The sequence below is a fragment of the Neisseria sp. GT4A_CT1 genome (assembly GCF_000227275.1).
In the GTDB taxonomy this organism is placed as follows: Bacteria; Pseudomonadota; Gammaproteobacteria; order Burkholderiales; family Neisseriaceae; genus Neisseria.
Genome location: NZ_JH164964.1, coordinates 237,688 through 252,656, shown reverse-complemented (window position 1 = coordinate 252,656; position 14,969 = coordinate 237,688). Strand labels below are relative to the sequence as shown.

Annotated in this window: 14 protein-coding genes; 7 read left to right on the top strand and 7 right to left on the bottom strand. The window is 50.1% G+C overall.

Translation table 11 applies throughout. The features are described 5' to 3' along the window. Positions 1 to 302: 302 nt before the first annotated feature. Positions 303 to 1,064 carry an OmpA family protein gene (locus HMPREF1028_RS01170; RefSeq protein ID WP_009310990.1) on the top strand — a complete coding sequence of 254 codons (762 nt, stop codon included), beginning with the start codon at positions 303 to 305 and terminating at the stop codon, positions 1,062 to 1,064. A gap of 347 nt (positions 1,065 to 1,411) precedes the next feature. Here the strand turns inward: HMPREF1028_RS01170 and HMPREF1028_RS15265 are convergent, their stop codons facing one another. Then, positions 1,412 to 2,269, bottom strand: coding sequence for a transferrin-binding protein-like solute binding protein (locus HMPREF1028_RS15265; protein ID WP_009310989.1), 858 nt, complete (start codon positions 2,267 to 2,269; stop codon positions 1,412 to 1,414). Between the two features lie 302 nt (positions 2,270 to 2,571). On the opposite strand from HMPREF1028_RS15265, the gene pyrE reads away from it, so the two are divergent. The 3 genes from pyrE to argA all read left to right on the top strand — a co-directional run bounded on the left by pyrE (position 2,572) and on the right by argA (position 5,115). Beyond that, a complete protein-coding gene (pyrE, locus tag HMPREF1028_RS01160; protein WP_003741470.1) occupies positions 2,572 to 3,213 on the top strand; it encodes an orotate phosphoribosyltransferase in 642 nt (213 codons plus the stop codon). Positions 3,214 to 3,325: 112 nt separating this feature from the next. Continuing rightward, positions 3,326 to 3,811, top strand: coding sequence for an MJ0042-type zinc finger domain-containing protein (locus tag HMPREF1028_RS01155; RefSeq protein ID WP_003759233.1), 486 nt, complete (start codon positions 3,326 to 3,328; stop codon positions 3,809 to 3,811). After that, positions 3,808 to 5,115 carry an amino-acid N-acetyltransferase gene (gene argA / locus HMPREF1028_RS01150; protein WP_009310988.1) on the top strand — a complete coding sequence of 436 codons (1,308 nt, stop codon included), beginning with the start codon at positions 3,808 to 3,810 and terminating at the stop codon, positions 5,113 to 5,115. Before HMPREF1028_RS01155 ends, argA begins: the two co-directional genes overlap by 4 nt. Before the next feature lie 197 nt (positions 5,116 to 5,312). On the opposite strand, the gene HMPREF1028_RS01145 is transcribed toward argA, so the two are convergent. From HMPREF1028_RS01145 to HMPREF1028_RS01135, 3 genes are all read right to left on the bottom strand, one after another. Continuing rightward, complete coding sequence (locus tag HMPREF1028_RS01145) at positions 5,313 to 5,936, bottom strand: TIGR01621 family pseudouridine synthase (protein ID WP_009310987.1); 624 nt, start codon at positions 5,934 to 5,936, stop codon at positions 5,313 to 5,315. A 10-nt stretch (positions 5,937 to 5,946) separates the two neighbouring features. Beyond that, a complete protein-coding gene (locus HMPREF1028_RS01140) occupies positions 5,947 to 6,519 on the bottom strand; it encodes a TMEM165/GDT1 family protein (RefSeq protein WP_009310986.1) in 573 nt (190 codons plus the stop codon). Positions 6,520 to 6,856: 337 nt separating this feature from the next. Then, on the bottom strand, positions 6,857 to 7,510 hold the full coding sequence (locus tag HMPREF1028_RS01135) for a hypothetical protein (protein ID WP_009310985.1): 654 nt from the start codon (positions 7,508 to 7,510) through the stop codon (positions 6,857 to 6,859). Between the two features lie 402 nt (positions 7,511 to 7,912). Between HMPREF1028_RS01135 and HMPREF1028_RS01130 the strand changes: the two genes are divergently transcribed. The 3 genes from HMPREF1028_RS01130 to HMPREF1028_RS01120 all read left to right on the top strand — a co-directional run bounded on the left by HMPREF1028_RS01130 (position 7,913) and on the right by HMPREF1028_RS01120 (position 11,565). After that, a complete protein-coding gene (locus HMPREF1028_RS01130) occupies positions 7,913 to 9,340 on the top strand; it encodes a sodium:alanine symporter family protein (RefSeq protein WP_009310984.1) in 1,428 nt (475 codons plus the stop codon). Between the two features lie 198 nt (positions 9,341 to 9,538). Further along, the gene (locus HMPREF1028_RS01125) at positions 9,539 to 10,684 is read left to right on the top strand and encodes an FUSC family protein (protein WP_009310983.1); all 1,146 of its coding nucleotides are present in this window, start codon (positions 9,539 to 9,541) and stop codon (positions 10,682 to 10,684) included. A gap of 212 nt (positions 10,685 to 10,896) precedes the next feature. Then, positions 10,897 to 11,565: a DNA alkylation repair protein gene (locus HMPREF1028_RS01120; protein WP_009310982.1), complete on the top strand. Its 669-nt coding sequence runs from the start codon at positions 10,897 to 10,899 to the stop codon at positions 11,563 to 11,565. A gap of 159 nt (positions 11,566 to 11,724) precedes the next feature. On the opposite strand, the gene HMPREF1028_RS01115 is transcribed toward HMPREF1028_RS01120, so the two are convergent. The 3 genes from HMPREF1028_RS01115 to HMPREF1028_RS15030 all read right to left on the bottom strand — a co-directional run. Next, on the bottom strand, positions 11,725 to 13,326 hold the full coding sequence (locus HMPREF1028_RS01115; protein ID WP_009310981.1) for a class I SAM-dependent DNA methyltransferase: 1,602 nt from the start codon (positions 13,324 to 13,326) through the stop codon (positions 11,725 to 11,727). A gap of 49 nt (positions 13,327 to 13,375) precedes the next feature. Beyond that, positions 13,376 to 14,605, bottom strand: a complete 1,230-nt coding sequence (locus HMPREF1028_RS01110) for a restriction endonuclease subunit S (protein WP_009310980.1) — start codon at positions 14,603 to 14,605, stop codon at positions 13,376 to 13,378. Positions 14,606 to 14,727: 122 nt separating this feature from the next. Beyond that, positions 14,728 to 14,969, bottom strand: a 242-nt coding sequence (locus HMPREF1028_RS15030; RefSeq protein WP_009310979.1) for a hypothetical protein, incomplete at its 5' end; no start/stop codon positions are given.

The window sequence follows — 14,969 nt, the reverse complement described above, 5'->3', positions numbered from 1 at the left end:
GAAAACCGTCTTTACAGCACGCAAACTCTTGTTGCGTTTCCGCAACTGCAAATGGAAACAGACCCGAATTTCCTGATAAATAAATGACACAAGCTTGATTTTTAGGCATGATTCACCATTAGGAGGCAAGCAGTTTCATGTTTTTATCAAGGCATCGAGTATTGACAGTCTGTGCCATGCTTCTTTATAGTGCAAACTGATATATCCGATTTGCCGCTGTTTTATGCTGCGGCCTGTATATTGGTAATTTGCTGCGGCTGCTTCCTGTATCCGCCGCATAACAATTTTGATGAGGGAATAAAATGACCAAACAGCTGAAATTAAGCGCATTGTTCGTTGCATTGGTTGCTTCAGGCACTGCAATGGCAAGTGAAGCGCACACCAAACACGGCTACACCGTAAGCAGCCAATCTCAAGAAGTCGTCCGTAACAACTACGGCGAGTGCTGGAAAAACAGCTACTTCGACAAAGAAACCCAAGGTCGTGTCGAATGTGGTGACCGCGAAGCGGTAGCCGCAGTTCAACAAGCTCCCGAATACGTTGACGAAACTGTTTCCCTGTCTGCGAAAACCCTGTTCGGCTTCGACAAAGACATCCTGCGTCCTGAAGCTCAAGAAAACCTGAACAGCCTGGCTCAACGCCTGAGCAACGAAAACATACAAACCGTACGTATCGAAGGTCATACCGACTTCATGGGTTCTGAAGAGTACAACCAAAACCTGTCTGAGCGTCGTGCCAACGTAGTGGCCAACTACTTGGTAGGTCGTGGCGTTCCTTCCAGCAAAGTTTCCGCTACAGGTCTTGGCGAGTCTCAAGCTCAAATGACTGCTACTTGTGAAGCAGAAGTAGCAAAACTGGGCAAAAAAGTATCCAAAGCCAAAAAACGCGCTGCTTTGATCGCATGTATCGAGCCTGACCGTCGCGTTGATGTGAAAATCCGCAGCACTGTTACCAAACAAGTTGCCCCGGGTCAAACAATTGAAGGTCAAGGCGAACGTCCTGCAGTGGATGAAGGCTGGATTCCTTCTCCATACAACGGCGTACACGGCTACGCTAAGCCTTAATCGAAACATCCCAGAAACCCCGCTTCTCTGCGGGGTTTTATTTTATCGGATTAACACTGAAACAAAGGTCGTCTGAAAATCAAGATTTGGCTTCTTTTCACTTTGCCACAACTTCCCCTTCAGACGACCTAGATTTTCCTCATGAATCCTTTTCTACCTCTTCTCGATCAATCTATCTGATAGAAGCTGAGAATTTCGGTATCAACCTGCCATATATCGCCGTCACCATTTGACACAGATAATAGCCAAATACAAAAAATTAAAAAGCGTACAAAAGCAAAAGGTCGTCTGAAACCAGAAAACCTGTTTTCAGACGACCTTTATTTGCAATACCGTTTACCGGAAGATTATTTCTTCGAGCCGACGAATGCGCCTACCGTATTGCCGCTAGAGAATCCGCCTGCAACTTCCGCTGCATTTTTGCCAAAGAAACCGCCTTTGACTTGGGTCGCACCGGATTGTTCAAACTTGTTGCCGCTAATTTGGGCATTAACAGCAATGTTGTCGCCAAATTTAGCATCACGAGAGATAGTGCCTGTTAATTTTTTACTGTCAAAATTGGCAGTCAACTCTGTGCGGGTAATATCGTAATTTGCGCCGCTATGCATAGAGGCAACGCTGGTGCTGTAATGAACTTGTCCTTTAGGCAGCTCGGCTGAGGGCGTAAAGTGTCCGCTGAAGAAAGCTTGTTTTTTGCCGTTAACTTCCAACACGCCGGCAGTAGCGTTTGCTGAAGCGGTATTGACCAAGAATTTCTGTACGGATTTCGGCTCGCCGGATGCAATTCCTGAAATGAAACCAGGAACTTTGCCTTTCCAATTATTCAAAGAAATACCGCCGCTTTGGGTCAAGTCGAAATCCACACCGTCAACGCGGATGTGTTTGATATTGCTATTATCGATGGCAATGCTATTACCGCCAACTGTTTGCTGTGCGGCGGTAGGAACCGTCGGAGTAGCAGGAGTTTTAGGAGCAGTTGGCGTTTTAGGGGGTGTAGAAGTTTTAGGAGTGGAAGGTGTTTTGCCCGTCTCAGGTTTTGCAGGAGTTGTCGTTGATGGGGGAGTTGCAGGCTTCTGCGACGCTGTTGGATTGCTTGGACCTGCGTTAGGCGTAGATTGTGAAGATGGAGTGGAATTTCCACCGCCGCCCCCGCCTCCGCAGGCAGCCAAAGTTGCTGTACAAATCAATGCAAGTACTTTTTTCATGTCGTATCATCCTTTTGAAATCGGGTCTCGAAGTTTCTGTATCCTGGAACAAGTCTTGATTGTGCTTGCGATGCACCTGAATCAATGACTTAGACATTTATACTAAAAAGATAAGACAACCCATATGTAATAGTTAATTCAAGTAAATTTACAAACAAAATATAACTAAATTATGACTAAGTTAACAATTTATTGGCAGGAAACACATCAAATCAACTCACTTTTTCAGACGACCTGCATTTTCCTCATGAATCCTTTATAATCTCTTCCTTTATAAATCAATATCTTTTGAAAGAAGCAAAATGTCCGATTTCCGTCAAGATTTCCTCAAGTTTGCGCTGGCGCAGAATGTATTGAAATTCGGTGAATTCACGACCAAGGCAGGCCGTCAGTCGCCTTATTTTTTCAACGCCGGACTGTTTAACGACGGCGCATCGACGCTGCAACTGGCGAAATTTTATGCGCAGGCGATTATCGAGAGCGGCGTAAAATTCGACATGCTGTTCGGCCCGGCTTACAAAGGCATTATTTTGGCGGCGGCGACTGCGATGATGCTGGCGGAAAAAGGCGTGAACGTGCCGTTTGCCTACAACCGCAAAGAAGCGAAAGACCACGGAGAAGGCGGCGTATTGGTCGGTGCGCCGCTCAAAGGCCGCGTATTGATTATCGACGACGTGATTTCTGCGGGAACATCTGTGCGCGAATCGGTCAAACTGATTGAAGCGGAAGGCGCAACGCCCGCCGCCGTCGCCATCGCACTCGACCGCATGGAAAAAGGCACGGGCGAATTGTCCGCCGTTCAGGAAGTGGAAAAACAATACGGCTTGCCCGTCGTCGCCATTGCCAATCTGAACGACTTGTTCACGCTCCTGCAAAACAATGCGGAATTCGGCGGCTTCCTCGAGCCGGTCAGAGCCTACCGCGAACGCTACGGCGTCGCCTAAAATACGATAAACAAAAGGTCGTCTGAAAACGGACAATCCCTTTTTCAGACGACCCACCCCAATCAAACACACATTAAAACAACACATTCCACACTTTACACGGAAAACCCCTATGCCCGCCTGTATATGCCCACACTGCAAAACCTCACTTTGGGTCAAAGACACCCAGCTCAACGTCGCACAAGGCTTTGTCGTTTGCAATAAATGCGAAGGTCTGTTCAAAGCCAAAGACAGTCTTGCGCCGTCTTCCGCTCCCGCCAATCCCGACACGCTGCCCAACGCCGTTACCGACGTCCGCCTCGTACACGACATGGGCGGCAACATCCGCAACCGCAAACAACTCTCCCGCCACGAAATCGCCAGCCTGCTCGACAGCGCCGAACGCGCCAAAAAAGCCAAAGAAGAGGCGGCACGGCGCACCGAAGAGGAAAAGCGACGGGCAGAAGAAGAAAAACGGCGGACTGAAGAATTCCAAGCCCTAATGGCGGCTGCCGCTGCCAAACCCGCCAAATCCGAAGAAGGCTTCAACTGGACGCTGGCGGTACTGGTTGCGCTGACCGTCCTCATCATGCAGCTTTTCTATCTGGTCTTGTTATGAACACATCTCCGGGCTTTGTTGCCGATTTTCGCGAAGCCGCACCCTATATCCACTATCTGCGCGGCAAAACACTGGTTATCGGCATCACCGACAGCCTGCTCGAAGGCGACACCCTGAACCGGCTTGCCGCCGATTTCCACCTGCTCGCCGGATTGGGCGTGCGGCTCGTGTTGGTACACGGCACGCGCCATTTCCTCAACCGCCTCGCCGCCGACAGACAATTCGTTCCGCAATACCACCGCAACCGCCGCATTACCGACGATGCCACCCTGCGCGACGCCAAGCAGGCGGTCGGCATGATACGCAGCGACATCGAAGCCGCCCTGTGCAGCAGCGCATCCGCCCCCTTGCGCAACAAACCGATTCCCACCGCTTCAGGCAATTTCCTCACCGCCCGTCCGCTCGGCGTCATTGACGGCATAGACATGGGCTACACCGGCATCGTCCGCAAAACCGACACCGACTCCATCAACCGCCGCCTCGACGACGGCGCCATCGTCCTCATCAGCCCGCTCGGACACTCCTACGGCGGCAAAACCTTCAACCTCAGCATGAGCGAAGCCGCCGAATCCGTCGCCGTCGCCCTTCAAGCCGAAAAACTCGTGTACCTGACCGAAGAAGCCGGCATTTGCAACGCCGACAGCATCCTCATGTCCACCCTGTCCTCAGGCGAAGTCCGCAATCTGATAGAAACCGCAAACAACGTTCCCGTGCGCCTGCTCCAAGCCGCCGTCAACGCCGTCGAAAACGGCGTCAGCCGCGTTCAAATCCTCAGCGGACGCGAAGACGGCGGACTGTTGCGCGAACTCTTCACCCGAGAAGGCTGCGGCACCGCCATCGCCCGCGATTCCTTCGTCTCCATCCGCCAAGCCCATAGCCGCGACATCCCCTGCATCATCGCCCTGATACGCCCGCTGGAAGAACAAGGCATCCTGCTGCACCGCAGCCGCGAATATCTCGAAAACCACATCTCCGGCTTCTCCGTTCTCGAACACGACCGCAACATCTACGGTTGCGTCGCCCTCAAAACTTTCGACAACCCCGAAATCGGCGAACTCGCCTGCCTCGTCGTCTCCCCCGAAGCCCGCGACAGCGGCTACGGCGAAATGCTGCTCGACCACCTCTTCCAAAAAGCCCGCGCCATAGGCATCCGCCGCCTGTTTGCCCTCTCCACCCGCACAGGCGAATGGTTTGCCGAACGTGGTTTTCAGACGACCTCCCCCGACGCATTACCCGAAGAACGCCGCCGCGACTACCTCGCCAACGGCCGCAATTCGCAAGTATTCGTCCGAGAGTTGGCTTAAGCGGGACTCAAACCCAAGGTCGTCTGAAACTGCCGACGACCTTGTTTAACGCACCCAAACATCAAACATGACTTAAAAAATAAGCCTGACGGTTTGCCGCCCTCTTTCATGAAGAGAAGACGACAAACCGTCAGGCTTACGTTTTGAAAAACTAAAAAGAAAACGCTGTTGCAGCAGGTTTTCAGGCGGCTTGATGTTCACAAAAAATCGATATTCCTAAACGGCCATTCCTCACTCAAAGGCGCGACAATTTCAAACGTCTGACCTTGATAGTCGAATTTGATTTTCCACGCATGAAGGAACATCCTCGATGCAGGCTTCCCGGCGTAGAGCGTATCGCCCAAAATCGGGCTGCCCAAGCTTTTCATGGCGACACGGAGTTGGTGGGTTTTGCCCGTATGCGGATGCAGGACGAACAGGCGCAGGCCGGGTTCTAAACTATGACTGCCAAATTCGGTCACGGCGGGATTTTCCATGCCGCGCGTCAGTTTCCATGCGCCGCGCCGCGATTTTTCCATATCGCCTTTAATCCAACCTTGCTTCTTAGACGGCTTGTCCGTTGCCAGCGCCAAATAAGTTTTACGCATGGTTTTGGCGGCAAACTGCTGCGCCAGCGACGACGCGCTTTGCGGGTTCAGGGCAAACAGCAGCACGCCGCTGGTCAGCTTGTCCAAGCGGTGCAGCAGCCAAACCTGCTCAAGGCCGAGTTGCGCCGCCAGCGTCTGCGTCAGGCTGACTGCGCCCTCTTCCTGATGTACGGATACGCCGCAAGGTTTGTTGACGGCGACAAAATCCGGATGTCTGAATAAGATTTCCCACATTTCAGACGACCTATTTCAACATAATGCCGCCGCCCGCCAAAGTGATGACGCCCAATACGCAAAACAGTACGCAGGCAGAAATCCGCACGGCTTTGGCGGGGATTTTTTTCATCAGCATATCGCCCAAATAAACCACGGGGACGGTTGCCAACATCAATCCGGCAACGCTGCCGAGTACGACCATGGATAAGGATTGGTATTTTGCCGCCAACAAGACCGTGGCGATTTGGGTTTTATCGCCGATTTCCGCCATGAAAAACAGGAAAACCGTCGCCCCGAACGCGCCGTATTTAAGCCAACGGCTGTCGGGATTTTCATCTTTATCGGGCAGGAGCAGCCACAAGCCGACCGCGATGAAGCTGATGCCGACCGCCCATTTGACGGTATCGGGGGAAACGGTTTCCGCCAGCCATACGCCGACAAATGCGGAGACCAAATGATTCAGTAAAGTGGCAATGAAGATGCCGGAGACTACCGCGTTTTTCTGGGCGAAACGTGCGGCAAGGAAAAGGGCGAGCAGTTGCGTTTTATCGCCGATTTCGGCAATGGCAACGCCCAGTATTGAAGAGAAAAATGCTTCCATAAGATACTCAACCGAAGCGGGCAAAAACAAAAAGCGTTGCACATACCGCCCGCAAGGGTATGGACAACGCTTACGTCTTGCCTGTCTTCCTGTTGTCAGGAAGATGCCGCCACCATGACCGATCTTTGTCGAACTCGGTCAATTATGTTGATAACGGCTCTGATTGTCAGTGAAAATCAGATGGCTACTCCCGTAAGAGTGTGCGCATTATAAAGAGGTTGGCGCGTAAAGACAATCATAAAGGTCGTCTGAAACGGCTTTCATTTTCCAGAAGCTATTTTTACCTGCTTCACAAAAATGCGTTTCAGACGACCTTTGATGTCAGACTCAGCCAGCATCAATACAATAATTTGCTGGGTTTGTGTTCGGCTTCGGACAGCTCCACCGCGTTGAGCAGGCTCAAATCCAAAGATGTTTCGGAGATACAGGTTTCGCCGAACACATTGCAATACGTCATGACGAGCTTCATGATGCCGCCGAATTTTTTCTCCGGCAGACTTGCCGACAGCTCGCGGATATCGCCAAAGACGCTGCCGTACACTTCTCCCGAAGCCAGCATATCCAAGCCGTCGCCAACGATAACCAATTTGCTGACCGCTTCAACGATAGCGCGTTCCGCCGCTTTATCAGACACGGACGACACTTGCAGGCGGATGTTTTTCGCCATGCCTTTGCCGTGGTTGCGGATAGTCAATGCCAGCATCTCCGGCTGTTCTTCCACGCTTTGCAGGGAAGCATGCAAGACGGGATGGACTTTTTCCTGCTGTATCAATTTTTCCCTGCGCAGCCATTCGTTCTTTTTCCGCGCAATGACCGAAACCGCCGTCCATGCCAACCACACCAGCGCAACGGCGCAAACCGCGGCAACAACGGGCGCCAAATCAGCAAGATAGTCTTTGGGGTTAAACCAAAGGCAGGCGGTCAGAAAGCCCGCAAAAAATATTACGACGTATAAAATCGGCGCGAAACGGCTTTGAATCGTAGCATGCATAGATTTTCCTGTTTGTGGCACAAAGGTCGTCTGAAACCGGACTGCCGCGTTTATCGCCATACAGCCGGAATTTCGGATGGCATTCTAACGTAAACCGTATTTTTCGGCGCAATTGAATAACAAGCGGTAACAGTTGGGAAATATACGGCACTTTGCACCCGGTTCCGAGACAGGCCCAACCCGTTTTCAGACGACCTCTTTCAGGCATTTGTCCGCTTCGCACAGGAAAGCAGATCCGGCCTCATCCGCCTCTGATCAAGGATTTTAATTATTAAATATCAATCAATTAGATATATTATTTCACGCCGATATAAAACTTTTTCAATTTGTTGACAGTCTGTTACAATGCACTACTTCCGAACGGCGGCAAACCGTCCGTCATTCAAACTCAGAAAGGTTTTTATGGATAACAACTTTACCGAATCGCTGCACCAATTGGTTCAGAAAATCAATGATCCGATGTGGACAGGGCTGGTGTATGTCCTGCTGGGTGCAGGGCTGTTTTTCACAGTTGCCACCGGTTTCGTACAATTCCGCCTGCTCGGACGCAGTATCAAAGAGATGCTCGGCGGCCGCCAACAAGGCGATGATCCGCACGGTATTACGCCGTTTCAGGCTTTCGTTACCGGACTTGCCAGCCGCGTGGGCGTAGGCAACATCGCGGGCGTGGCGATTGCCATCAGCAGCGGCGGCCCGGGCGCAGTATTTTGGATGTGGATCACCGCATTAATCGGTATGAGTTCGGCGTTTGTCGAATCTTCACTGGCGCAGTTGTTCAAAATCCGCGATTACGACAACCATCATTTCCGCGGCGGTCCTGCTTACTATATTACCCAAGGCTTGGGTCAAAAATGGTTGGGCATCGTATTTGCATTGAGCCTGATTTTCTGCTTCGGATTCGTTTATGAAGCCGTTCAAACCAACACCATCGCCGTAACCGCCAAAGCCGCATGGGGCTGGGACGAACATGCGGTCGGCGTCGCATTGGTCATCATGACTGCACCGATTATTTTCGGCGGTATCCGCCGCGTTTCCCGCTTTGCCGAAATGCTTGTTCCGCTGATGGCGACTTTATATCTGCTGATGGCACTCTACATCATCGTCACCAACATCAGCCTGATTCCCCACGTCTTCGGTCAGATTTTTGACAGCGCATTCAACTTTAAAGCAGCCGGCGGCGGCCTGCTCGGTGGTTTGATTTCGCAAACCATGATGATCGGTATCAAACGCGGCCTGTATTCCAATGAGGCAGGTCAAGGTTCTGCGCCTAACGCTGCCGCGGCAGCCGAAGTCAAACACCCTGTTTCCCAAGGCATGATTCAAATGCTGGGCGTATTCGTCGATACGATTATCGTGTGCTCCTGCACGGCGTTTATCGTTTTGGTTTACCAACAACCTTACGGCAATTTGAACGGCGCAGAGCTGACCCAAGCAGCGATTATCAGCCAAGTCGGTGCATGGGGCGCAGACTTCTTGGCAATCATTCTGTTTATGTTTGCCTTTTCTACCATCATCGGCAACTATGCCTATGCCGAATCAAACGTGCAGTTCATCAAAAACCATTGGCTGCTGACCGCCTTGTTCCGCATGCTCGTCTTGGGCTGGGTATATTTCGGCGCAGTCGCCAACGTCCCGCTGATTTGGGATATGGCGGATATGGCGATGGGTACGATGGCATGGATTAACCTGGTCGCCATCCTGATCCTCTCTCCGCTTGCCTTCCTGCTGTTGAGGGACTACACGGCGAAACTGAAAATGGGCAAAGACCCCGTCTTCAAACTTTCCGAACATCCGGGCTTGAAACGCAAAATCAAATCCGATATTTGGTAAACCCATAGCCCGGTTAAAAAGGTCGTCTGAAACACCATACAGCGTTTCAGACGACCTTTTGCCTTTTACCGAATCTCCCCAAACCAATCCGTTTCAGCCCTGCCGAAAATCCTTTATTCAGAAACCTGTATCTCCCTATCGATTCCCGTTACAATACCGCCCGATAAACCCAAAAATCTCAACAAGATAGCCCCAATCATGAACGCCTCACAACGCGAACGCTTCGTCAAACGCTGGCTCAACTCCTACGAACGCTACCGCTACCGCCGCCACATACACGCCGTCCGGCTCGGACTGGCCGTACTGTTTTCTACCCTGCTCGCCAAACTCCTCCACCTCCAACACGGCGAATGGATAGGCATGACCGTATTCGTCGTCCTCGGCATGCTCCAATTTCAAGGCGCGATTTACTCCAAAGCCGTCGAACGCATGCTCGGTACCGTCATCGGTTTGGGCGCAGGCCTGACCCTGTTGTGGCTCAACCAGCACTACTTCCACGGCGGCATTCTCTTTTACCTGACCGTCGGCACCGCCAGCGCAGCCGCAGGTTGGGCGGCGGTCGGCAAAAACGGCTACGTCCCCATGCTTGCCGGACTGACCATGTGCATGCTCATCGGCGACAACAGCAACAACTGGCTCGACAGCGGCCTTATGCGCGCCATGAACGTCCTCATCGGCGCCGCCATCGCCATCATCTCCGCCAAACTCCTGCCCTTGCGTTCCACACTCATGTGGCGGTTCATGCTTGCCGACAACCTGACCGAATGCGGCAAAATGATTGCCGAAATCAGCAACGGCAAACGCATGACCCGCGAGCGGCTGGAGCAAAACATGGTCAAAATGCGCCAAATCAACGCCCGCATGGTCAAAAGCCGCAGCCACCTCGCTGCTACATCAGGCGAAAGCCACATCAGCCCCGCCATGATGGAAGCCATGCAGCACGCCCACCGCAAAATCGTCAACACCACCGAGCTGCTCCTCACCACCGCCGCCAAGCTGCAAGCCCCTACCCTCAACGAACACGAAATCCGCCTGCTCGACCGCCATTTCAACCGCCTCCAACGCGACCTGCGCCTGACCGTCCGCCTCATCAAAGGCCACTACGCCCGCCGCATCCGCATCGACACCTCCATCAATCCCGAGCTGGGCAAACTCGCCGCCCGCCTCCATTACGAATGGCAAGGCTTCCTCTGGCTCAGCACCAATATGCGCAACGAAATCTCCGCACTCGTCATCCTCCTGCAACGCAGCCGCCGCAAGTGGCTGGACAAACACGAACTCCAACGCCTGCGCGAACACCTGCGCGAAACCCGCGAAGGCGATTTGGAAGAAGAGGTCGTCTGAAAACAAATCCTTTCAAAGAACCCGCCATATCAAAGAAAAACAGAAAACAGATTCAGCCAGACAACCCGCCAAGATTTTTCGAGAAGCGCTGCACCACATTTAGGATGAAAATGTTTCCGCAAAAAAACCAGCGCGGCGAAAGGGAAGCAGAACAAAGACCAAGATTTCAGACGACCCCAAACCCTGCCATCTCCTGCAAAAAGGAAAAACGTATGGACTACCCCACCCTGCTCGCCGTCCTGCAACAACACGCCAACCCCGAACGCGCTGTGCCGATGCAGGCATACATGAAACACCGCTTTACCTATTTCGGCATCGGCAAACCCCAGCTTGCCCGCCTGTGCAGCCCGTTTTTCAAAGGCGCCGCCAAACAGCCGGTCGATTGGGATTTCGTGCGCCGCTGCTGGGACGACCCGAACCGCGAATTGCAATACGCCGCGCTCGAATACCTGAAAAAAATGCAGAAGCACCTGACCCCGCAGGACATCCCGCGTTTGCAAACGCTGATTACCGAAAAATCATGGTGGGACAGTTCGGACGTCCTCGACCGCATTGTCGGCGGCATTGCCCTGCGCCACCCCGAAGTCAATACCATCCTATTGGCATGGAGCACGGACGACAACATCTGGCTGCGCCGCGTCGCCATCGACCACCAACTGCTCCGCAAACAACGCACCGACACCGCGCTACTGGAAAAAATTATCTGCAACAATCTGGGGCAAAAAGAATTTTTCATCAACAAATCCATAGGCTGGGCATTGCGCGATTACAGCAAAACCAACCCCGAATGGGTACAAGGCTTTATCAACCGACACCGGCACAAAATGGCCAAACTGAGCTTGCGCGAAGCAAGTAAATACCTGCCGCCAAAGGTCGTCTGAAAGCTTGGGCTTCAACGAAGTTTCTGCAGAGCCAAAATGTAAAAAGCGGTCTGCACTTGCATTTATCAAAGTGCAGACCGCTTTCTACTTTAATTTCATTTGAGTAATACTAAAACATCACTCATCCTTTACACAAACCCGCTTTGTGCAGACTTACGCTTATCCGTTAAATTTCAGCGTTTGCAGCTTTTCTTTAATCTCTTTTTCCAATTCGGCAGATTCCGTGAAGAGCTTGTCCAAATCCGCCGAAAATCCCGCCATTTTCTGCGCAAATTCGTCGGCAGAAATATCCACATAATCAATCTTCACCTCGAAATACTGCCCCGCCGACAGGCTGTAGTTTTTGGCTTTAATTTCATCGTAACTGACCACCACGCTGAAATCTTCTACTACCTGTTTGTGCGTGAAGGTATTGCAGATTTTTTGTTCTTCTGCGCGGGAGAGTACGGTTCTTTGGTTTTTGCCGTCTTTGATTTTTTCGCCCAAGCCCGATGCGTCGATTAACACCACGTTATCTTTATTGGCTTTGTCGATAAACAGGATGGAAACGTTGGTTCCCGTCGTGGCGAAAATATTGGAAGGCATGGACACCACGCCGGCTAGCATTTTGTTTTCCACCAAATGTTCGCGGATTTTTTTGTCGATGCCCGATTGGGCGGTGATAAAGCCCGTCGGCAATACAATTGCCGCTTTGCCGTTTTCTTTCAGGGAAAACAAGATATGCTGGATAAAAAGCTGGTAGATTTCCATCTTATCCGTATCTTTCGCCTTGATTTTCGGGATACCGGCAAAAAAGCGTTCGCGGTTTTCATCGCCCTCCAATTGGTCGCGGAAATCGCTGAAATCCAATTTAAACGGCGGATTGGAAACGATGAAATCAAATTTTTTCAGACGGCCTGAAGCATCTTTATGGGCGGGCGACAAAATCGTATTGCCCTGAACCACATTATTCAAAGAATGCACCAAATTGTTCAAAATCAGATTCAGCCGCAACAGATTGGATGATTTTTGTGAAATATCCTGCGTATAAATCATACATTTATCTTCGCCGATGGCATGGGCGACATTCATCAACAGCGTTCCTGAACCGGCCGACGGGTCGTAAACGTCCACGCTGCGGATTTGCCCGCGCACCGCCTCTGGCACCAAAATATCCGCCATAATCCGTGCCACCGCGTGCGGCGTGTAGTATTCGGCATATTTGCCGCCGGAATTGCTGTTGTAGTCTTTAATCAGGTATTCAAAAATCGTGGCAAAAAAATCGAATTTTTGCGCAAAAATCGCCTCGAAACTAAAACCCGCCAACTTGGAAATCAGCGCACGGCAAAAATCGTCGCGGCGACCTTCGTCAGTAATGTACTGACTGATACGCTCGAACAACACGATTTTCGCCCCGCCTTCGGTTTTCACTGAAAACAATTCCGCATTACAGGTGGCAATGTCGGTAAGCGTATCGTCAAAGAGTTTGGCAAAGTCCGCACCGTTTTGTCGCTCCGACAAATACTTGATGGAATGTTCAGGCTTCAAAACGGCTGTTTTTCTCTCAATATCCAGATTGACGAACTCGATTGGCTCGTTGGGCTTTTCTTCGCGAATTTGTTTAACTTCGAAATCGTATTTGTCGTTTAGGAATTTATACAAAAACGCCTGACTGATGATTTTGAACTCGTTGCCGTCATTGCCCAAACCATAGTTGGCGCAAATGGTTTTTAAGCTGTCAATCAGGGCTTTGGTTTGTTCGGTAAAGTGTTGTTCGGTCATTTTTTTATCTCGTTCTTTTTATTGTATTGGTCAGATTCTTGAATCCAGATTATTCCGCCACGGATACCTGCCCGTTCATCAGCATGGGCAGTAGGAAATCGCGGAGTTGGGTTAGTTGGTGGTTTTGTTTTTGGGTTATTAGCATTTTTTGAAAAATAGGAGTAACAATTCTTTCCATTTTTTCTAACAATAATTGAGAAGGAATACAAATATATGCTTGTTTTAAATGGTCTTGGGTAATATGTCCCATCGTCGTTTTTCTTAAATCAGCAATCATTTTAAAATGCTTCAAATAGTTTAATAATTCAAAATAAAAAAAGTATTTTGGATATTCGGAAGAAGTTACTTTAAAAATATGTTGATTTAAAGCCCCTTTGCCTTGAGACCAAATTTTGATTTCTAAAGTTGCAGACCAAGAAAATAAAATATCCCCATCATCAATAATTGCTTCTTTTGGGATATTTGTTTTAGCTCTTTCAGTATTTAAAGAAACACCTTCATTCATTTCTCTAATTTTAATAACTGGCAAAAAATCATCGAATTCATTTTCAGGACGATATTTTTGCAAAGCTAATCCGTTAAAATACTTCGCTACTTTCCATAAACTCTTCACCTCCCACCCCTTCGGAATCTCCCGTTTCAAGGTTTCGTCAAACACCATGTCGCCGCCTGAGGATTTGTAGGATTTGCCGTTGGCGTCGGGGAAGTCAAACTGCACGAACCAGTAGTCGTACAGGGTTTTCGCCATCTGTTCCAAGCGCGCGTTGATTTGTTTGTTCAGGGCAATTTTTTTGTCCAAAGCGAATAGGACGGCGGCGATGGATTGTTGGGTTTGAGGTTCTGGAATCGGCAACTCCAGTGTTTTTAATGCATTTTCATTGACACGTTGCCTGCCGGAAGTTCCTTCCATACATTCAATCGCCCGTTTTCTAAAATCGGGACTGATTGCAAAATAATAGAGAAATTCGGGATTAGTTTCATTTTTTGCTCTTAACACGATAAATTCGGTAGAACCGAAAGCCACTTCTCCATCATCTAAAATATCCACAAAAGCGGTTTTTCCATTTTCCAAACACGGGGTAATCTTGGCTAATAAGGTATCACCATTGCGAAACTTCGCTCCACCGTTAAATGCCTTGATTTCGTAACCCGTAATTTGCCGTTGAAATTCTTTCAACATTGCCATCGGAACACTTTTTGCCAATGCTCCCTTGGCTAGTTGCTCTCTCGGATTAAAATCAGCAATATTTTGAATTTGTTGTTTCTTAAAATGATTCATGATGTTCCGTTACAAAACTCTTCAAAGGCCGTCTGAAAAAACATTTCAAAATCCGACCGCACTTTTATTGTCCACTTCGAACGTATGCAATACGCCCGTAAAGGCTACCTGAAACCACTTCCTCAAATCCGCCCACTTTCTTTTAAATACTCCCGCACCAGCAGGCGGTTGATGGCTTGGATGTCGGCGGGCTGAACGGGGAATTGCTGTTCCGTTCTAAAGCGTTTTAAGACAATACTCTGCATTTGTTTTTCAAAGTAATTCTGGTTGTCCAAAATCTGCTCCATATCCAGCACTTTTTGGTCGGCATCGGTTTTTACACCGTTTAGCGCGTTAAAGACTTTGAGTTTGTCGCCGTAGAGGG